General features: G+C 75.3%; 18 protein-coding genes. 7 read left to right on the plus strand and 11 right to left on the minus strand.

The window, feature by feature from the left end; genetic code table 11:
- Positions 1–160 precede the first annotated feature (160 nt).
- Positions 161–1783: an RluA family pseudouridine synthase gene (locus IPL61_34245; protein MBK9036252.1), complete on the minus strand. Its 1623-nt coding sequence runs from the start codon at positions 1781–1783 to the stop codon at positions 161–163.
- Positions 1784–1817: 34 nt separating this feature from the next.
- Between IPL61_34245 and IPL61_34250 the strand changes: the two genes are divergently transcribed.
- Positions 1818–2336: a hypothetical protein gene (locus IPL61_34250; protein MBK9036253.1), complete on the plus strand. Its 519-nt coding sequence runs from the start codon at positions 1818–1820 to the stop codon at positions 2334–2336.
- A 3-nt stretch (positions 2337–2339) separates the two neighbouring features.
- Here the strand turns inward: IPL61_34250 and IPL61_34255 are convergent, their stop codons facing one another.
- Together IPL61_34255 and IPL61_34260 are read right to left on the minus strand one after the other, a co-directional pair.
- The gene (locus IPL61_34255) at positions 2340–2909 is read right to left on the minus strand and encodes a hypothetical protein (GenBank protein ID MBK9036254.1); all 570 of its coding nucleotides are present in this window, start codon (positions 2907–2909) and stop codon (positions 2340–2342) included.
- 52 nt (positions 2910–2961) lie between these two features.
- On the minus strand, positions 2962–3165 hold the full coding sequence (locus tag IPL61_34260) for a hypothetical protein (GenBank protein MBK9036255.1): 204 nt from the start codon (positions 3163–3165) through the stop codon (positions 2962–2964).
- A 179-nt stretch (positions 3166–3344) separates the two neighbouring features.
- Here IPL61_34260 and IPL61_34265 point away from each other — a divergent pair, with 179 nt between their 5' ends.
- The 3 genes from IPL61_34265 (at position 3345) to IPL61_34275 (ending at position 8824) form a co-directional block, all read left to right on the plus strand.
- A complete protein-coding gene (locus tag IPL61_34265; GenBank protein MBK9036256.1) occupies positions 3345–5855 on the plus strand; it encodes a PBP1A family penicillin-binding protein in 2511 nt (836 codons plus the stop codon).
- 111 nt (positions 5856–5966) lie between these two features.
- Positions 5967–7661, plus strand: coding sequence for a serine/threonine protein kinase (locus IPL61_34270; protein ID MBK9036257.1), 1695 nt, complete (start codon positions 5967–5969; stop codon positions 7659–7661).
- A 17-nt stretch (positions 7662–7678) separates the two neighbouring features.
- Complete coding sequence (locus tag IPL61_34275) at positions 7679–8824, plus strand: PEGA domain-containing protein (GenBank protein MBK9036258.1); 1146 nt, start codon at positions 7679–7681, stop codon at positions 8822–8824.
- Here IPL61_34275 and IPL61_34280 read toward each other — a convergent pair.
- A complete protein-coding gene (locus IPL61_34280) occupies positions 8813–9229 on the minus strand; it encodes a hypothetical protein (protein ID MBK9036259.1) in 417 nt (138 codons plus the stop codon). The two genes, IPL61_34275 and IPL61_34280, sit on opposite strands and share 12 nt — an antisense overlap.
- A 32-nt stretch (positions 9230–9261) precedes the next feature.
- A complete protein-coding gene (locus tag IPL61_34285) occupies positions 9262–9990 on the minus strand; it encodes a hypothetical protein (protein MBK9036260.1) in 729 nt (242 codons plus the stop codon).
- Between the two features lie 32 nt (positions 9991–10022).
- Between IPL61_34285 and IPL61_34290 the strand changes: the two genes are divergently transcribed.
- On the plus strand, positions 10023–12059 hold the full coding sequence (locus IPL61_34290) for a hypothetical protein (protein ID MBK9036261.1): 2037 nt from the start codon (positions 10023–10025) through the stop codon (positions 12057–12059).
- A gap of 90 nt (positions 12060–12149) precedes the next feature.
- Here IPL61_34290 and IPL61_34295 read toward each other — a convergent pair whose 3' ends face one another.
- Positions 12150–12533, minus strand: coding sequence for an integration host factor subunit beta (locus tag IPL61_34295; protein MBK9036262.1), 384 nt, complete (start codon positions 12531–12533; stop codon positions 12150–12152).
- A gap of 100 nt (positions 12534–12633) precedes the next feature.
- Positions 12634–13476: a hypothetical protein gene (locus IPL61_34300; GenBank protein ID MBK9036263.1), complete on the minus strand. Its 843-nt coding sequence runs from the start codon at positions 13474–13476 to the stop codon at positions 12634–12636.
- 172 nt (positions 13477–13648) lie between these two features.
- On the opposite strand from IPL61_34300, the gene IPL61_34305 reads away from it, so the two are divergent.
- Positions 13649–14569 carry a HEAT repeat domain-containing protein gene (locus IPL61_34305; GenBank protein ID MBK9036264.1) on the plus strand — a complete coding sequence of 307 codons (921 nt, stop codon included), beginning with the start codon at positions 13649–13651 and terminating at the stop codon, positions 14567–14569.
- Here the strand turns inward: IPL61_34305 and IPL61_34310 are convergent.
- The 3 genes from IPL61_34310 to IPL61_34320 all read right to left on the minus strand — a co-directional run bounded on the left by IPL61_34310 (position 14535) and on the right by IPL61_34320 (position 16808).
- Positions 14535–14849 carry a hypothetical protein gene (locus tag IPL61_34310; GenBank protein MBK9036265.1) on the minus strand — a complete coding sequence of 105 codons (315 nt, stop codon included), beginning with the start codon at positions 14847–14849 and terminating at the stop codon, positions 14535–14537. The genes IPL61_34305 and IPL61_34310 overlap by 35 nt on opposite strands.
- A gap of 66 nt (positions 14850–14915) precedes the next feature.
- Positions 14916–16100 carry a clan AA aspartic protease gene (locus IPL61_34315; GenBank protein MBK9036266.1) on the minus strand — a complete coding sequence of 395 codons (1185 nt, stop codon included), beginning with the start codon at positions 16098–16100 and terminating at the stop codon, positions 14916–14918.
- A 231-nt stretch (positions 16101–16331) separates the two neighbouring features.
- Complete coding sequence (locus tag IPL61_34320) at positions 16332–16808, minus strand: SRPBCC family protein (GenBank protein MBK9036267.1); 477 nt, start codon at positions 16806–16808, stop codon at positions 16332–16334.
- Between the two features lie 49 nt (positions 16809–16857).
- Between IPL61_34320 and IPL61_34325 the strand changes: the two genes are divergently transcribed.
- Complete coding sequence (locus tag IPL61_34325; GenBank protein ID MBK9036268.1) at positions 16858–18078, plus strand: FAD-dependent monooxygenase; 1221 nt, start codon at positions 16858–16860, stop codon at positions 18076–18078.
- A 3-nt stretch (positions 18079–18081) separates the two neighbouring features.
- Here IPL61_34325 and IPL61_34330 read toward each other — a convergent pair whose 3' ends face one another.
- Positions 18082–18984 (minus strand): hypothetical protein, encoded by a 903-nt coding sequence (locus tag IPL61_34330; GenBank protein ID MBK9036269.1) that lies wholly within the window; start codon positions 18982–18984, stop codon positions 18082–18084.
- Positions 18985–18990 lie beyond the last annotated feature (6 nt).

Raw genomic sequence — 18990 nt, forward strand, 5'->3', positions numbered from 1 at the left:
GCCGCACTTCGCCACTCCCGCGCGCGCGACGTGCGTTGGCCTCAGCGTGCGCGGAGCCGCCAGGGTGTCTCGTCGACGCGCTGGCGGGCGACTGGAGGTACCAGGACAGCAGGCGAAGGACCAGCCCGACGACGCTCGCCATCACGCCGCCCCGCGTCGCTCAGAACGGCGCGGGCAGCGTCAGCTCGATCCGCCCGCCGGTGTGCGGGTGCGTGAACGCCAGGGCCTCGGCGTGCAGGAGCAGGCGCTGGTCGGCGGGCGGCGGCGCGCGGCCGTAGAGCCGGTCGCCGACGATGGGCGCGCCGAGGCCGGTGGCGCAGTGGACGCGCAGCTGGTGGGTGCGGCCGGTGACCGGGTAGAGCGCCAGGCGCGTGCGCCCGTCGGCGCGCGCCAGCACGCGGTAGTCGGTGCGGGCGGCCTTGCCGTGGACCGCGTCGACGACCTGGCGCGGCCGATCGTCGGGATCGAGGCGCAGCGGCAGCTCGATCGTCCCGGCGTCGTCGGCGACGTCGCCGTCGACGATCGCGACGTAGCGCTTGGCGACCTCGCGGCGCGCGAACCGCGCCTGCAGCGCGGCGTGGGTGGCCGGATCGCGCGCGCACACCAGCAGCCCCGACGTGTCGAGGTCGAGCCGATGCACGACGACGGGGCCGTCGAGGCCGGGCGCGCGCGCGCGCAGGCGCGTCGCCACGCAGTCGCGGAGCCGGCCGCTGCGACCGGGCACCGACAAGAGGCCGACCGGCTTGGCGACGACGACGATCCAGGCGTCGGCGAACAGCACGGCCGGCTCGTCGGGGCCGACCGCGTCGGCGCCAGGCTCGGGCGCGGGCTCGACCAGGACGCCGTCGAGCAGGACCGGCACCAGCGGCCCGCACTTGCCGCGGCACGCGGGGTAGAAGCCGCCGGCGAAGCGGCCGTCGCGAGGGGGGCCCCACCACAGCTCGGCCAGCGCCACCGGCGTGAGCCCGAGGCGGTGCGCGTGGGCGATCAGCTTGGGCGCGGCGCAGTCGCCGGCGCCGCCGGGCGGCGGGCCGGGCGCGTACAGGGCCGCCAGCGCGTGGCGCGCGCCGCGGGCGCTGGTGACGACGTAGCCCGCGCCGACCCGGGCGTAGAGCGCGCGCGAGCACGCGGCGCGGTCGGCGTCGAGCTGCGCGTGCGCCGTCGTCGCCTCGGCGACCGCGACGTCGAGCGCGGCCCGCGCCGCGCGCTGGGCCGCGACCTGCTCGCGCCGGCGGCGACCGTCCTCGCGGCTGTGCGCGTCGAACGCCGCCAGCGCCGCGGCGTCGCCGGTCGCGCTCCGGCCCAGGTGGCGCGCGGCCCGACGCGCCCCGAGCTCGTCGTCGAGGATCGCCCGCGCGGCCGCGTGCTCGGCGAGCTGGGCCGCGCGCGCCGTCGTCACCTCCGCGAGGTGCGCCGCGGCCGCCGCCACCGCGGCGGTGCGTCCGGCGAGCTCGGCCTCGCCCGCCGGCCAGAACCGCGCGCGGTCGTCGGGGTCGAACAGCGGCGGCGCGAAGCCGTCGACGAACCAGGCGCCGCGCAGCATGCCGGAGAACCCGCGCAGGTAGCCGACGCGCCCGGCGGCGTCGTGCACGACCAGCACGCCGAACATCTTGCCGCCGGCGTCGCCGTCGAGCGGGCGCGGATCGGCGCGCAGCTCGGCCACGAGCTCGGCCGCGGCCCGCGCCGCCAGCGGGTGCGGCGGGCCGAGCGCGAACGGGCTCGGCATCACCGCCGGCACCTCGGCCGGCGACGGCGGCGGCTCGAACCAGCGCACGGCGTCCATCGCGCCGCGAGCGTTACCACGCTAGCGTGCGCGCATGGGTCAACTCGACGAGGCCGCGTTCGCGCGGCACCTGACCGCGTGCGCCGGCTGCGGCGGCACGGTCTTCGACGTCGCCAGCTACCTCGACCGCCACGTCGCGGTCATGCTCGGCGACGCCAACGACGACGGCAAGTGGGTCCACGACGGCGAGAAGTTCGTCGACGGCGTCCACCGGATCACCTGCGCCGGCTGCGCGCGGGTGGTCTTCGCCAGCGACGCGTGCCCGCGCTGCCACGCCGCCGGCACGCTGCCGGCGACGCTGGCCGCCGAGTCGCACCTCGCGGTGCCGAAGCGCTGCCCGAAGTGCGACGCCACCGAGCTGTCGCTGGTCGGCTTCGCGCCGGCGACGGTCCGCACCGGCGCCGGCAAGCCACCGACGCCGACGCCGCGCGCGCTGTTCGGCGAGCCCGGCTTCCACGTCATCGCGATGGCCTGCGACGACTGCGACTGGGCCGCCACCGCGCCCGGGTGTCCGCTGTGCGCCGGGCCCGGGCCGCTGCGCCCGCGGCCCTGATCGTCAGGGCAGCTCGCGCTCGAACGCGACGAGGATCTGCGTGGTCCGCCCGCCGGTCGCCGGATCGGTGTCGACCTGCCCGAGCACGACGCCGTCGGCCCACCCGTACAGCCCCTCGGGGGTCTCGAGCGCGCCGTACAGCGCCGACAGATCCTTGTCGCCGGGCGCGGCGACGTCGATGCGGCACAGCGTGGCGCGGCACTCGGCGGCGGCGATCGTCACCTTGGCGCCGCGCGCGGCGACCAGCTCGGTGACGTGCGCGAGGCGGATCGTCAGCTCGCGCTCCTGATCGACGGCCCAGCCGGGATCGCGGACCTCGCGCTCGAACGGGACGCCGTCGGCCACCGGCGGCGTAGGCTCGGGGACCGCGGGCGGCGTCCCGGCGACGGCCGGCGTGACCGCCGGCGTGAGGGATGGCGCCGGCGCTGGCGGCGTCGCGGCCCGGTCCCCGGCGTCGATCCCGGCCGCCGCCGCGGGCGCGGGCGCGCGGGCCGCGGGCCGATCGCGGCCTCGCCACCACCAGGCTCCGGCCGCGAGGACGGCCAAGGTCGCGAGGATCCACGCGTACTTCACGGGTGTCATTGTAGCGCAGGCGATTTCGACCGTCGCCGCCGGGCCCGTTCTGCTAGATTCCGCCGCCGATCGTGGAGCCGCCGACCGAAGAAGACCCCGCCGACCCGGTGGCGCCGTCCGCGCCCGCGCCGACCGATCCGCCCACCGCCAGCGCGGCGGCCAGCACCGCGCCCGCGCCGACCGATCCGGCCGCTGCGAGTCCCGCGCCCGCCGGGAGCACCGCGCCCGCGCCGAGCGATCGGCCCGCCGCCAGCACGACGCCCGCTGCGCCCGCGCCGATCGGTCCGCCCGCGCGCCCCACTCCCGTCCCACCCGCCGCGACCGGCAAGGCGTCCGCGCCCGCCAAAGCCGTCCGCCACCGCCGCGCCCGCCAAGCCGTCCGCGCCCGCCAAGCCGTCCACGCCCGCCAAGCCGCCCACCGCCCGCCGCGCGCGCGTGACCGTCGCCAACCCGTCGAGCGGCGGCGTGCTGCTCTGGGTCGGACGCCTGTACGTGTTCCTGGCGCTGACCATCATCGCGCTGGTCGTGTTGATCACGCTCGGCAGCTACCGCTACTTCGCCACCAGCACCCCGCCCGCGCCCGACCTGTCGAGCTACACCCGGGTCGCGCCCGCGGTCACCCGGGTCTACGCCGCCGACGGCACCAAGCTGGGCGAGTTCGCCAAGGAGTGGCGCGAGATCGTCCCGTACGAGGAGATCCCGACCCAGCTCGTCGACGCGGTGGTCGCGATCGAGGACCACGAGTTCTTCGAGCACGGCGGCATCTACTGGAAGGGCATCGCCCGGGCCGCCTGGCGCAACGTCACCGCCGGCGACTTCGCGCAGGGCGGCAGCACGATCACCCAGCAGGTCGCCAAGCAGTTCCTGACGGCCGACAAGTCGCTGGCGCGCAAGGCCCGCGAGGCGATCCTCGCGCGCCGGATCGAGTCCCGCTACTCGAAGCGCGCGATCCTGTCGCTCTACCTCAACCACATCTACCTGGGCGCCGGCGCCTACGGCGTGGCCGCGGCCGCGCAGCGCTACTTCCAGAAGTCGCTCGACCAGCTCACCCTCGCCGAGACCGCGCTGATCGCCGGGCTGCCCAAGGCGCCGTCGATGTTCTCGCCGCTGGCCCACCCGGCCCGCGCGATCGAGCGCCGCAACGTCGTGCTCGACCAGATGGTCAAGTGGGGCAAGCTCGACGCCGCCACCGCCGAGGCCGCCAAGGCCGAGCCGCTCGCGCTCAACATCTACAAGGACGTCTTCCCCGAGCGCATGCCGTACTACGCCGAGCACGTGCGCCGGTACCTGGTCAACCACCCCGGCATCGGGCTCGACGGCATGATGCGCGGCGGCCTCCGGGTCGAGACCGCCGCCGAGCCGTCGTTCGAGGCCGGCGCCTACGAGAACATCGACTACGGCACCCACAAGCAGGACAAGCGCCAGGGCTGGCGCGGCCCCGAGTGGTACGTCGACGGCCCGGCCCGCGACACGCTGATCGAGCGCCAGCGGACGCTCTACGGCGACGGCCCGCTCGATCCCGCGCGCCGGTACCTGGCGGTCGTCGACGACATGGGCTGCGAGGGCGGCCACGTGCTCGTCGGCGAGCGCCGGCTGAGCCTGCCGCTGCGCAACCTCAAGTGGGCGTCGCCGTGGAGCGCGACCGACTCCCACAACGACAAGGAGATCACCTGCGCGGCGCGGGCCCTCAAGCGCGGCGACGTGGTCTGGGTGCGGCGCGAGATCCGGACGTTCGGGCGCTACCGCGAGTTCTTCATGCCCGACAACGTCAACCCGGCGTGGAAGCACAGCCAGGACCAGGCCGACTGGGACGCGCGCAACGCCGAGGTCGTCCAGCTCGAGCAGGTCCCGCACCCGCAGGGCGCGCTGTTCACCGCCGATCACCACACCGGCTACGTCACCGCCATGGTCGGCGGCTACGACTACGCCCGCAGCGAGCTCAACCGCGCGGTCCAGTCGTGCCGGCAGCCGGGCTCGACCTACAAGCCGATCTACTACTCGGCCGCGCTCGACGACGGCTTCGGCTTCGACTCGATGTTCTACGACCGCCCGGTCGCGATCACCGACCCGGTGACCGGCGAGGTCTGGACCCCGACCAACCTGGGCGGCACCGTCGACAACGACGTCACGCTCGAGTACGCGCTGGTGTTCTCGAAGAACATCCCGTCGGTCGCGATCTTCTCCGAGGTCGGCGCCGACCGGGTCGAGCGGTGGGCCCGGCGCCTCGGCTTCACGTCCGAGATCATCGCCGACAAGGCGCTGGCGCTGGGCGCGTCGTGCACGTACCTCGACCAGCTGTCGCGCGCGTTCGCGATCTTCGCCCGCAACGGCCGCTGGATCGACTGGTCGTTCGTGCGCCGGATCCTCGACCGCGACGGCAACGTGATCGAGGACCACACCGTCCACTACGACCCGATGCTGGCGCCGGCCGATCGCCTCGATCGCCTGGCCGCCACCGCCGGCGACCGCGCGCCCCAGGCCATCCCGGCGCGGACCGCGTTCCTGACCTCCAAGCTGCTCGCGCAGATGGTCAGCTACGGCTTCACCAAGACCCTGCGCGCGACCGACCTGCACGCCGCCGGCAAGACCGGCACGTCGAGCGCGACGATGGACACCTCGTTCGTCGCGTACACCCCGCGGTTCGTGACCACGATCTGGCTGGGCGACGACAAGCGCGTCCGCGAGCTGGGCAAGCAGGACGCCGCGTACATGACGGTGGTGCCGATGTGGGCCCGCTACATGTTCGAGGTGACCCGCGACTTCCCCAACCCGACGATCCCGTGGGAGGTGCCCCCCGGCGTCGACCCGAAGGACCGCGGCGACCACACCAAGGGCCGGCGCGGCGGCGCCATGAGCCTGATCTACCGCCACGCCGAGAAGCCGCCGACCGACGGGGTCGACGGCGACGGCGCGCCCCCGCCGCCCCCAGGCCAGCCGCCGGCCTGACCGGGCGAAGCTGGGGACCCGACGCCGGCGCGGTGCGTTGAATGGCCGCAGGTACCTGCCCGTCCATGAGACGCGGCGTCCCCGTCGGCCTCGATGCTAAGCTCCTTCCGCGTGCGCCCGGATCCCGCCAACGACACGCTGGTCGGCACCGTCATCGGTGGCCGCTACCAGCTCTTGCGCCGGATCGGCAAGGGCGGGATGGGCCTCGTCTACGAGGCCGACCACCTCGGCATCGGCAAGCGGGTGGCGGTCAAGGTCCTGCTCGACAAGTACACCGACGACCCCGAGGTCGTGGCCCGGTTCGAGCGCGAGGCCCGCACCGCCAGCTCGATCGGCGACGACCACATCGTCGAGGTCTTCGACGCCGGCACCACCGACGACGGCCGCAGCTACCTGGTCATGGAGCTCCTGATCGGCTCGAGCCTGGCCGACATCGCCGAGGCCACCGGGCCCATGCCGGCGGCGCGCGCGGTCCCGATCGTCCGGCAGGTGCTGCGCGGCCTCGCCGCCGCGCACGCCAAGGGCATCGTCCACCGCGACATGAAGCCCGAGAACGTGTTCCTGATCCAGAAGGCGGACCGGCCCGACTTCGCCAAGATCATGGACTTCGGCATCTCGAAGTTCCTGCAGGACAGCGAGAGCAAGGTGCGGCTGACCGCGACCGGCGCGGTGATCGGCACGCCGGTGTACATGGCGCCCGAGCAGGCGCTCGGCGCCGGCGAGATCGATGGCCGCGTCGATCTGTACGCGGTCGGCGTGATGCTGTACGAGCTCCTGGCCGGCCGGCCGCCGTTCCAGGCGCCGACGTACATCGCGCTGGTCACCCAGCACCTGCACACGCCGCCGCCACCGCTGCAGCTGGCGCGGCCCGATCTGCCGACGCCGCTGGTCGTGGCGGTCCACCGCGCGCTCGAGAAGGATCCAGCGGCGCGGTTCGCGAGCGCGGCCGAGATGGCGGCGGCGATGCCGACCGACGTCGAGCTGGCCAGCCTCGACGCGATCGCGACCCTGACCGGCGGCCGCACGATCCCCGACGCCGACTACACCGCGCCGGGGTCGGCCCGGGGGCGGATCGCCAAGGCCGCGGTGACGCCGGGCGGCGCCGCGGTGCCGACCACGTCGCGGCGCCCGGGCCCGACGGCGCCGCCGCGCACGACCACGCGCCTGCGCCGGTGGCCATGGATGGCGGCGGTGGTCGCGGTGGCCGCGACGATCGGCGCGACCACCGTCGTGATCGCGCTGCGCCCGAGCAAGCGCCCGCCCGCCGCCGCCGGCCCGGCCGCGGCGCCGTCCCCGGTGCTGACCGGCTCGCTCGAGATCGTCTCGGATCCTGCGGGCGCGACGGTCGAGGTCGACGGCGCCGCGCGCGGCGTCACCCCGCTGGTCGTCGCCGGGCTCGCGGCCGGGGTCCACGAGGTCCGCCTGGTCCGCGACGGGTTCGCGCCGGTCGTGATGCGCAAGGCCGTGCGCGAGGGCCGCGACGAGACGTTGTCGGCGGTGATGGCCAAGGCCGAGGCGCCGGCGCCAGCGGATCCCCCTCGCCCCGGCGGACGGCGCGGCGCGCCCGCCGCGGGCGCCGGCAGCGCGCGGCCCCCCGCGAGCGCCGGCAGCGCGGCCAGCCCGGCAGGCAGCGGCAGCGGCAGCGCGACCAGCCCGGCGGGCGCCGGCAGCGGCAGCGCGACCAGCCCGGCGGGCGCCGGCAGCGGCAGCGACGGCGGCTCGGCCACGCCGCGCCCGCGTCCGCCCAAGAACCCCGAGGGCGACCCGCCGCCGCCGGACCGAAAGGGCAACCCATTCGGCTCGTAGCCGCCACCGCGCTCGCGTTGATCGCGAGCGCCGCGGGCCCGGTCCACGCCCAGCCCGACGCCGACGCGCGGGCCCAGGCGGGCGCCGCGTTCAAGCGCGCGGTCGCCGCCGAGGGGCGACGTGACTGGCCGACCGCGCTCGCCGAGTACGAGACCGCGTACCAGCTCTCGCCTCACCCCGACGTCCTCTACAACATCGCGTCGGTCCACGAGCGCACCGGCGCGCTGCGCGCGGCGGCGACGTACTACCAGCGCTACCTCGACGGCAGCCCCAGCGCGGCCGATCGCGCGAAGGTGGTGGGCAAGCTGGCCGAGCTGCGCGCGCGCCCGGCCACGCTCACGATCACCACGCGGCCGGCCGGCGCGGCGGTGCTGCTCGACGGCAAGCCCGCGGGCGCGGCGCCGCTGGCGGTGCGCGTCGACGGCGGCGCCCACCAGCTCGTGGCCGAGGCCGCCGGCGCCAGGGCGTCGCGCGCGATCACGATCGAGTTCGGCGAGCCTCAGGCCGTCGACCTGACGGTGGCGGCCGGCCGCGGCACGCTCGTGGTCGCGTCGAACGCGCCGGGCGCGACGGTGACGATCGACGGGCGGCCGGTCGGCACGACGCCGTGGTCGGGCGCGGTCGAGGCCGGCCACCACGTCGTGGTGATCGCCGCGCCCGGCTACACCACCACCGAGCGCGCGATCGAGGTGCCGGCCGACGGCAGCGCGCAGATCCAGGGCGCGCTGGGACGGCCGGTCGGCTGGGTCGAGCCGACGCCGCCGACCCGCACCAGCGTGCGCGCGGTGTTCGACTCGGGCACGTACCTCGAGCACGGGTTCGTGGTCGGCATCGCGGCGGGCTACCGGACCGCGACACAGCGCCTCGAGGCCACGACCGGGATGGTGTTCGGCAGCCCCGGGTTCGGCTGGGCGTTCCGCGGCCGGGCGTTCCTGCTGACCGGACCGGTGCGGCCGTACGTCGTCGCCGGCGTCAACTACGGCTTCGCCGGCGGGTCGAGCGCGCTCGCCGGCGGCGGCGTGCTGATCGCGACGGGGCGCGCCGGCGCCGTGAGCATGGAGCTGTTCGCCGAGAGCGGCTACGGCGCCGGCAGCGACGCCGACGGCGGCTTTCGGTTCGTGCCGATCATCGCCGGCGTCAGCTTCGGGCGCTCACAGCCGTGACACCAGCCCGCTGGTGACGATCCAGCGGCCGGCGACGCGCTGCTCGAGCGCGGTCAACCCGGCGCACAGCGCCCGGCGCGACAGCTCGACCGCGGCCCCGCGGTCGACCAGCACGAGGCCGCCACCGTCGGCGGTCGCCGTCGCCCAGGCCGCCAGCGTCGCGGCCCAGTCGGCGCGCGCCCCGACGCCGACGCCGATCACCGCCGCGAACGGCGGCGCGCGCCCCAGCTCGACCAGCGCGTCCGCGGCGTCGGCGCCGACCGCCGTGATCGACCGCCCGCGCGCGGTCAGCGCCCGCGCCAGCCGCGGCGTCGCCAGCACCGCGACCGGGCCGGTCGCGGCCATCGAGGCCAGCGCCGCTTCGACCGCCGGCGCGGCGGTCGCGATCCACAGGCCGTCGAGCACGCGCGCACCCTACCGCCCAGACGGTGGCGCGATCAACCGTTGCGCAGGTACTGGCACCGCGGCGCCTCGAGGTGCGGCGTCACCCAGTTCACGCCCCAGACCTCTTGCAGGAGCGTGCGGAAGTTGCCGTAGCTGACCACGAAGAAGTCGAGCTTGTGGACCTTGATGCCGCCGCCGGTGTCGTCGGCGCGGACGCAGCCGTCGTGGATCGTGCCGTCGGGCAGCCGCAGCCCGTCGAACTCGGGCACGTACAGCGGCTCGCCCAGCGGCACGATCCGCGGGTCGACCGCGACCGACTTGAACGGCACCAGCGTGCGCCGCCGCGCGCCGCGCCCGAACGGGAACAGCTTCGAGTCGAGGAGCTGGAAGCAGGTGCCGGTGCCGTACTTGCACGCGCCGGCGTAGTTGATGACCCGGCCGTCGGCGAGCAGGCCCGAGCCCTCCATGCGCAGGTGCCAGATGAACTTCTCGGAGTAGGTGCCCACGTAGAAGCCGCGGCGATCGTAGATGTCGACGGCGTCGACGTCCTGGTACTCGATCTCGTCGGGCTCGTCGAAGTCGTCCTCGCGCGCCAGCCAGTAGAACCGCAGCGCCCACTGCAGCTCGGGGACGATCGGGTAGCCGCAGCACAGCTTGTTCTTGCCGGCCACGGGCGCGCGCGGCGCGATCGCCACGCCCTCGAGGGCGAGCTTGGAGTCGTCGGCGACGGCGGGCCCGCTGACCAGGCCGACCATCACCAGCGCGATCGCCACGGTGCGCACGGGACCACTATAGCGCGTGGTAGCGTGGCGGCGTGGCGACCGTCGTCGACCTCGCGGACGCGGCGGCCCTCGCCGACGGCGCGGCCCTCGCCGACCTGGGCGGCAAGGCCCGGGGCCTGGCGCGGCTGATCGCGGCGGGGCTGCCGACGCCGCCGGGCGCGGTGCTGCCGGGCGCGGTGTTCGCCGACGTGGTCGGCGCGCTGACGCCGGGCCTGCCCCTCGCGCAGCACGGCCACGCGCTCGCGGCGCTGGCCGAGGCCGCGGCCCACGCAACGCCGACGCCCGCGCTGGTCGAGGCCGTGGGCGCGGCGATCGCGCGGCTCGGGCCGCGGCTGGCGGTGCGCTCGTCGATGGCGGTCGAGGACACCGTCGCCGGCGCCGCGCCCGGGGTCGGCGCCACCGTGCTCGGCGTCGCGCCCGCGCAGGTCTGGGACGCGATCCGCCAGGTCTGGGTCGCGGCGGTGACGCCGCTGGTGGTCGCGTACGCGCGCGCCCGCGGCCAGACGACCGTCGCGCCGCCGGCGGTGATCATCCAGGCGCAGGTCGCCGGCTTCCGCGCGACGATCTACACCCGCCCGCCGGGCCAGCCCGACGGCGCGCAGGCCTGGATCGCGTGCGGCCCGGGCGCGCCGGCGCGGGTCGCGCGATCAGGCGCGGCGTGGCGCGAGGCGCTGACGCTGGCGCTGGCGGCCGAGCGCGCGATCGCCGCGCCGACCGGCGCCGACGTCGAGCTGGTGTGGGCGTTCGCGACCCGCGCGTGGACGATCGTCCAGGCGCGGCCGCTGGTGCACCCGCCGCCGCGCCCGCCGCGCGTGCCGGCGCCGGCGATCGTGCTGGCGCCGCTGCGCACGCCGGCGCGCGCGTGGCGCCGCGACGTCACCCACAACCCGGCGCCGCTGTCGGTGGCGCAGGCCGAGCTGTGCGCGCGCGTCGACGCGGCCGCGATCGCGCCGTTCCACCTCAAGGTCGTCGCGCACCACCTGTACTGGGCCCCGCGGCTCGACGCGCCCGCGCCGCCGCCGGTGACCGTCGCGACGCTGCCCGGCGAGCTGGCCGCGCTCGAGGCCGAGGTCGCGGGCGCGCTGGCCGCGCCGGCCGCCGCCCTCGACGACGCGCTCCGGATCTACCTGGCGGCGTACCGCGTGCTCGCCGCCGAGCTCGGCCCGCGCATCGCCGCGGCGCTCGCGATCCTGCCCGACGCCCTCGCCGCCCGCGGCCAGCCCCGCCATCTGGCGGCCGCGCTGGCGCCGCACCGCCCGTCGTCGATCGCCGCGCGGCTGGCCGCGTGCGCGCGCGGTCAGCTCGATCGCGCCGCGCTGCTCGCCGCGATCGGCGACGCGGCCGCGGCGTGGGACGTGATGGCGCCGACCTTCGCGGAGACCCCGGCGCTGCTCGAGCGCGCGCTGGCCGCGGCGGCCTCGCGCCCGGCGCCACCGGACCCGCCGGCCACGCCGCCAGGCCTCGCCGACGCCGTCACGATCGCGCGACTCGCCGTCGACGCCGCCGAGCGCGACGACCTGTGGTACTGGCGCGCGCAGGCGGTGGTGCGCCGCGCGCTGCTCGCCTGCGCCGATCGCCGCGGCCTCGATCGCGCCGACGTGTTCTGGTTGCCGTTCGCGCGCCTGCTCGACGACGCGCCGCTGACCGCCGCCACCGCGCGCGGCCACGCCGCCGCCGCCCGCGCCGCCGCCGCCCGCGCCGCCGCCTGGGACCTGCCGCTCGCCGTCGACGACGCGCCGCCCGCCGCGGTCGCGCCGCCCACGGATCGCTTCGTCGGCGCGGGCGTCGGCGGCACCATCGCCGGCCCGGTCCATCGCACCGACGGCGCCCAGCCGGTGCCCCGCGGCGCGGTCGTCGTCGCGCGCGCGATCACGCCGGCCTTGGCGCTGCTCGTCGACGGCGCCGCCGCGTTGGTCAGCGAGCACGGCTCGCCGCTCGATCACGGCGCCGCGATGGCGCGCGAGCTCGGGATCCCGTGCGTGGTCGGCTGCCCCGGCGTCTACGACGGCCTCGACGACGGCGCCTGGGTCACCGTCGACGGCGACGCGGGCGTGGTGCGCCGGGCCTGACGCGCATGAAACGCCTCACGCGCCCGAATCGCCTGACGGCTCCCGGAAACGCTTGACGGCTCCCGAGCCGCCGTCGCGCCGTCGCGCCGGCTACGCCGCGTCGTCGTTGTCGTCGTCGCCGTCCCCGTCGAGCTCGGGATCGTCGGCGAGATCGTCGTCGTGATCGGGGCTGGTGTCGACCGGCAGCGGCGTGCCCACGCCCGCGTTCACCTTCTCCCGCAGGTCCTTGCCGACCTTGAAGAACGGCAGCCGCTTCGGGGCGACGTGGACGGTCTCGCCGGTGCGCGGGTTGCGGCCCTCGTAGGCCTTGTACTCGCGCACGGTGAAGCTGCCAAAGCCACGGATCTCAATACCTTCGCCGCGTTCCAGGGCCTTGACCATGGAGTCGAAGACGCAGTTGACGATCGCCTCCGCTTTGCCAGCGGGAAGCTTGAGGCCTTCGGAGATCTTCTCGATGAGTTCTGACTTGGTCACAGCGGCCGTAACTCCGCGGAATCTCGCTAGAGGCTACTCGACTCAGGGATCCGGGCGCAAGCCTAACGTGGCGGAACGTTTGACCGAGTGTCCCAAGCGCTCAGTCGGCGGCGGGCAATGGTCGCTCGCTGTCTCGCACAAATGCCCGGTATTGCATTGGAAATTGGTATGTGTCGCAGCGGTGCCGGGCGTAGAAGTCGACGAGATCCCGCCACCGGATAGAGCCGTCATCGAGCCCCGAGCGGAGCGCTTGCGACACCGCGACGCTACAAACCCGCTGAGCGCCGGGCAGATCTGGCTCGTGACCGACGGTCAGCCGGGCATCGGCGCCGAGGGCGCGCGGCGGCACCTTGGAGACGTAGAACGCCTGCAGCGGCGTCAGCTCGATCGACTCGACGTGCGAGATCTCGAGCGACATGCCGTCATGATAGGAGCACTCGGTCCGGACCTCGCGCCCGCCACGGCCGACCACGTTGGCGTTGTACGGCTCGACGTCGCGGCGCGCGCAGCCACCCTCGGGCCGCGGTCGCGTGACGACGAGGTACGCGAGCTCGGCGCTGGTGCGGTTCTCGATCACCAGCGCGAGCGTGCCGCCGGTCGCGACCGCAGACAGCCGCAACCCGGCGGCCTCGATCGCCGGCTCGCCCGGCGCCAGCGTGCGCACACCCTCGTCCGCGCGCATCACCAGCTTGCGGGACATCTCGGCGACCGTCGGCGCGTTCACGCCGGCGATCAGCGCGTCCTTCTCGAGATAGCCCGACCACGTCCCCTCGGTCTGGCTGGCCTGGCGCAGCACCTCCTGCGAGGTCGCCAGCGACTCCGACGGCGGGTTCGGCTTGGGCGGCAGCGAGACCGCGCCGCAGAACCGGACCATGGTCACCGCCAGCGCGAGGCCGACGGCGCCCGCGGTGACGCCGATGCGCACCGGTCCGTTCAGCTCCACGTCGCCCTCTGCAGTCGGTGTACGCCCTCGCACACATCCAGCTTCGACGGGATCACGGCTCAACACTACACTGCCGATCTCCGGGAGCGAAAGAGTCAGCAGAGGTCAGGACGGGAGCGGCCCGAAACAAATTGACGGGGCGATCTGTCGCATGCCTAATCGGAAACATCCCATGGGGGGCCATCACTTTCGTCGTCCATACGGCGCGCGCTGGATCGTCGCCGCGCTCGCGCTGGTGATGGCGCTCGCCGCGACGCCGACGGTCCACGCCGACGAGGCCGAGCGGATCGCGCAGCTGACGGCGACGCTCGGCAACGGCCACAGCGAGCGCGAGCGCATCGCCGCGATCACCGCGCTGGCGCGCCTCGGCAGCAAGACCGCGCTGCGGCCGCTCGTCACCGCGCTCCGCGACAGCAGCCCCTCGGTGCGCGGCATCGCGGCGGCCGGGCTCGGCAAGCTGGGCCATCGCGCGGCGCTGCCGGCGCTGCGCCAGGCGCAGGGCGACGGCGACGCGGTCGTCAAGAAGCGCGCCGCCGAGGCGATCGGCCAGATCTGCGTCGCGAACAACCTGCCGGTCGAGGCCGCCCCGGGCGCGCCCGCGGTGGCCAAGACCCGCCCCGGCTTCGGCAACCAGCCGCGCGCGGTCGCGCCGCGCCCGGATCTCTACGTCGTCATCAAGTCGTCGTCCGACGACTCGCCCGGCAAGCACGACAAGAAGGCGCGCAAGGTCCACGCCGACGCGCTGCGCGAGGCCATGACCACCGAGCTGGCCAGCGCCAACCTCGTCACCTTGACCGCGAGCGACGCCAAGAAGTTCGGCCTCGATCCGCGCCAGCTCGACCTCAGCATCGTCGGCCTCGAGTTCCGCCAGGACGGCGCGTTCGTCGAGGTCGAGGCCCAGGTGCGGCTCGCGATCTCGAACGACAACGGCAAGATGCTGTCGTTCGTGTCCGGCGGCGCCAAGGTCCAGGTGCCGCGCCGCGGCTACGACGCGACGTACCTGCCGCAGCTCCGGCGCGACGCGGTCGAGAACGCGGTCCGCGGCCTGTTCAGCAAGGTCATCGATCAGCTCCGTCGGTCGCTGACGTCGTGAGCGGCACGTCGCTGCGGGCGTCCGCGGCGAACAGCCAGCCCAGCCCGACCCCGACGCACAGCATCGCCGCGCTCACGGCGAGCAGCGGCGCCAGCAGCCGGCGCCGGCGCGGCGGCGCGATCCGCCCCATGAGGGTGGGCTCGATGGCGTAGGCGGTCGCCGCCGCGATCGCGGCGGCGGCCTCGCGGTCCCCGTCGCAGGTCGGGCACCGTCGCGTCGCCGGGAACACCGCCGCGCACCGGCGACAGATCGAGTAGGCCACCACGCTCGCACCGCTCATCCCGCGTCTAACGCACGGCCGCGCGGATCGATTTCTGCTACCTGGCGCCGCAACGGCCGGCGCGCGTCACGGAGCCGCGGCCGTCACGCGCACCCCGTCCGTCAGGTCGATCTCCGCAAACTTCCACAGGAATGACAGGCCCAGGTAGCCGTCGACCCCGGGCGGCAGGCCGTCGACCACGACCACCTCGACCGCGCTGGCCCGCGCGTCGCCGACCTGCAGCGCGGCCGCGCCCAGCGCGCCGCTGCGGAGCACGTTGTTGGCGACGGTCTGGATCGTCGGGCCACCCGCGACCACCTGGGCCCGGGTGGCGTAGTCGCGCGTCAGCACCGTGGTGCCGCAGCGCGGGTCGACGACGAACGTGCCGGCGACGCCGCCGATCGTCACCTCGGCTCGGACGGTGGCGTCGGTCGCGGCCGGCCGCAGCGTCACCTGGCCCGCGCCGTCGACCGTCTCGCACTGCGCCGCCTGGGCCAGCCCGTCGGCCTGGCGCCGCAGGTCGTCGGAGATGTCGCCGCCGAGGGTCTCGGTGAAGAACCGCATCGCCCACGCGCCCTCGCACGGACGCCCGGCCGGGCCGGCCACGTCCAGCACCCGGGACGCGGGGAACCGACCGGCCCGGGCGCCGTTGCTGTTGGCGAACGACTGGCGGTAGTCGGCCAGCGCCAGGTCGGGCTGGTTCGAGCGCGCGCGGTCCTCGCCGCGCCACCACCAGAAGTCGCTGTCGAACGGGTTGTCCTCGATGATCACGGTCTCGTGCTTGACCGCCTCGGCGTAGCGCCCGAGCTGCTGCAGCGCGTACACCACCGACCACTCGAGGCGCGGGAACGGGCCGCACTTGGCGAAGAACGCGCCGGCGTGCTCGACCACATCGGCGTAGCGATCGAGCTTGCCGAGCGCGTCGACCAGCGTGCGGATCAGCTTGCGATCGCACGGCGCCAGATCACGGTCATCGAGCAACGCCGCGATCGCCGGATCGGGGTCGCGTAGCTTCGGCACCGGCGGCTTGGTCCGCTGGCTGCCCTTGCCGACGATCACCAGGCCGCCGACCGCCAGCGCCACCACCAGCGCGGCGACGCCGGCGACCTTGAGGCCGGTGATGAGCTTGCGGCGCCCGTAGCGCTTGTGCGCGCACGGCGGGCACATGAACCCGTCGAGCGTGCCCTTGGTGCAGCGCATGCAGATCGGCGTCTTGCAGTCGTCGCACGTACCCGTCGCCGCGACCCCCGGATGAGCGAAGCAAGCCCCCATGACGGCGCGAGTGTAGCGCGAACCAGGCGGCTTAGCGCTTGTCAGCCTTTTCGGCCGCGCACGTCGCGCACCGGTCCAGGCGCCGGGGAGTCCGCCGGCGGGGGCCCGCCGGGCGGGGGCCGCCCGCCACCCGCCGCCCGCCTGCGAGGCGCCCGCGCGCGTCTCGGAGGGGAGGCTCGTCGGGGCTTGCCCCCGACGAGGGGAGGCCTGGCGACAGGCCTCCCTGGAAGCTCAGCGGCGCAGGTGGCGATCGAGCCGCGGCACCGCGCCCCGGAACAGCCGCCGGCTGATCACCGCGAGCGCCGGGCGGCCGACCTTGCCCAGGGTCGACGGGCGCGCCGCCATGACCCAGTCGATGCGCGTGCCGCCGTCGACCGCGGTCAGCCGGTAGTCCTCGGCCATCTGGGCCACCAGCGGCGACGACGTGCCGATCATCGTGAACGCGAACCGCGCCCCCGGCTCCCACGCGATCATGCGCTCCTCGAACCGACCGAGCAGCCGCAGCGCCACCGCGCGCTCGGCGTCGACGCCGCCGGCGCCGCGGGTCCACGCCGCCGTGTGCATCAGCGGGAACCAGCGCGGCCAGCCGCCGGCGTCGGCGAACGCGGCGAAGACCGCGTCGGGGCTGGCGGCGACGGTGCCGGTCACCCGCACCTGCATCGGCGCCGCGTCGAAGAACGCCAGATCCGTCGGCGTCAGCTGCTTCATGGCGCGCAGTCTACGCCGCCGCGCGGTCCCGTGCGATCATCGTGACGAGATGGGGGCCGCGCTCGACGTCGCCGTGATCGGGGCTGGCACCGCCGGCAGCGCGGCCGCCATGTTCCTGGCCCGCGCCGGCCACCGCGTGACCGTCTACGAGCGCGTCGCCGAGCCCGGCCCCGTCGGCGCCGGCATCAGCTTGCAGCCGACCGGCCAGGCGGTGCTGGCGCGGCTGGGCCTGCTCGCGCCGATCCTCGAGCGGGCCGCGCGCATCGATCGGCTCCACGTCATGCGCCACGCCGGCAAGACCCTGGTCGACCTGCGCTACGCCGACGTCGATCGCCGCTGGTTCGGGCTGGGCCTGCACCGCGGCACGCTGTTCGTGACGCTGTTCGAGGCGGTCCGGCGCGAGCCCGGCGTGACGCTGCACCTCGGCGCCGAGATCAACAGCGTCACGCGCACGCCCGACGCGATCACCGTCCACGGCCCCGACGGCCCGCGCGGCGAGCACGAGCTGGTGGTCGTCGCCGACGGCGCGGTGTCCGAGCTGCACGCGTCAGCCGGCGTGCCGGTGCGGACCGGCACCTTCGGGTTCGGCGCGCTGTGGTTCGTCGCCGAGGATCCCGACCAGGCGTTCCGCGACGTGCTCTACCAGGTGGTGCGCGGCGCCCGCCGGATGTACGGGGTCCTGCCGACCGGCCGCGGCCCGACCGACGCGCGGCCGGTGGTCAGCTTGTACTGGAGCCTCGCCCTGGGCGATCACGCCCGCTGGCAGGCCGACGGGCTCGACGCGTGGAAGCGCGAGGTCCTGTCGTTCGACCCGCGCGTCGGCCCGGTGCTCGATCAGATCACCGCGCCCGAGCAGGTGCTCCTGGCCCGCTACCGCGACGTGCGCATGGCGCGCTGGCACGGCGACCGGATCGTCTTCCTCGGCGACGCCGCCCACGCCACCAGCCCGCAGCTCGGCAACGGCGCCAACCTGGCGCTGGTCGACGCCATGGTCCTGGCCGACACCCTGGCGGAGACGCCAGCGCTCGCCGCGGCGCTGCCGGCCTACTCGCGCGCGCGCCGACGGCACGTCGGGCACTACCAGCGCATGTCGCGCCTGCTGACGCCGCTGTTCCAGTCGAACTCGCGCGCGCTCGGCTGGCTGCGCGACGCGTTCATGCCGCTGGCCGACCGCATCGGCCCGAGCCATCGCCTGATGGTCAAGACCATGGCCGGCCACGAGCGCGGGCTCGTCGGGCGCGCGCCGCTGGCGCTGCCGCCGCCGTCGTAGCGATCACGGCCGGCGGCGCACCACCACCTCGGTCGGGGCCGAGTCGGCGCACGCCGGCTGCGGCAGGCACGCGGTGCGCGTGAGCGTCAGGTCAGCGCCCGCCAGCGTCAGATCGAACGCCTGGTACTCGTGGCGATCGCCCTCGCTGCCCCAGATCCGCGCGTGCAGCCCGCCCTCCTCCTCGGCCAGCCCGAGCTGGGTCGAGCTCGTCGTGCTGGTCTCGACCGTGCAGGCGGCGTCCGAGAACAGCCGCGTGGTCATGACCCGACTGAAGAGCAGCCGTGCGTCGATGTCGATCTGCATCCCGATCGTGCCCCACACGTCGGTCGCCACCGGGACGCACGCGCCCGCGACCATGACCGAGCCGCCGACGGTGATCGACACGAGGTCCCAGCCGCCGCGCATCACGGTCGACCACGGCGCGACCCGATCGACGCTCACCGAGATCGGGGGATCGGTCGCGGTGTCGCGCGGATCCGACGGATCGTGGGTCAGCGCCAGGTGATCGCCGGTGCGCGCGGTGCGCAAGACCAGCACGCTGGCGTCGGCGTCGGTGAGCAGCCAGCGGTCGTCCTCGACCGCGACCGCGTGATCGCTCGACATCACCGGGCTGGCCGGCACGCCTTGCGCCAGCACCAGCTGCCGGACCTGGAGCTGGCCCGCGCGCGGCCCGGTGGCGGTGAACTGCACGTCGGCGCGCAGCGCCTGCGTGACACCGTCGCGGCGCAGCGTCTGCGGCGCGCTCGGGTCGCCGACGACCAGCTCGGTCATCAGCCACAGCCCCTCATACTCAGCCGCGGTGACCGGCGGCGCGTCGATCGCCGCGTCGGGGCTCGCGCCGTCGTCGCCGCCACACCCGACGGCCAGCGCCAGCGCCATGATCGTGACGTTCCGGAGGGTCGACATCACAGC

It is taken from the genome of Myxococcales bacterium, from assembly GCA_016717005.1.
In the GTDB taxonomy this organism is placed as follows: domain Bacteria; phylum Myxococcota_A; class Polyangia; order Haliangiales; family Haliangiaceae; genus UBA2376.

What these genes read in the sequence shown, in the direction of transcription:
- IPL61_34245 (MBK9036252.1), bottom strand. Translation starts at nt 1,783, where the DNA reads ATGGACGCCGTGCGCTGGTTCGAGCCGCCGCCGTCGCCGGCCGAGGTG.
- IPL61_34250 (MBK9036253.1), top strand. Translation starts at nt 1,818, where the DNA reads ATGGGTCAACTCGACGAGGCCGCGTTCGCGCGGCACCTGACCGCGTGC.
- IPL61_34305 (MBK9036264.1), top strand. Translation starts at nt 13,649, where the DNA reads ATGGGGGGCCATCACTTTCGTCGTCCATACGGCGCGCGCTGGATCGTC.
- IPL61_34310 (MBK9036265.1), bottom strand. Translation starts at nt 14,849, where the DNA reads ATGAGCGGTGCGAGCGTGGTGGCCTACTCGATCTGTCGCCGGTGCGCG.
- IPL61_34315 (MBK9036266.1), bottom strand. Translation starts at nt 16,100, where the DNA reads ATGGGGGCTTGCTTCGCTCATCCGGGGGTCGCGGCGACGGGTACGTGC.
- IPL61_34320 (MBK9036267.1), bottom strand. Translation starts at nt 16,808, where the DNA reads ATGAAGCAGCTGACGCCGACGGATCTGGCGTTCTTCGACGCGGCGCCG.
- IPL61_34325 (MBK9036268.1), top strand. Translation starts at nt 16,858, where the DNA reads ATGGGGGCCGCGCTCGACGTCGCCGTGATCGGGGCTGGCACCGCCGGC.
- IPL61_34330 (MBK9036269.1), bottom strand. Translation starts at nt 18,984, where the DNA reads ATGTCGACCCTCCGGAACGTCACGATCATGGCGCTGGCGCTGGCCGTC.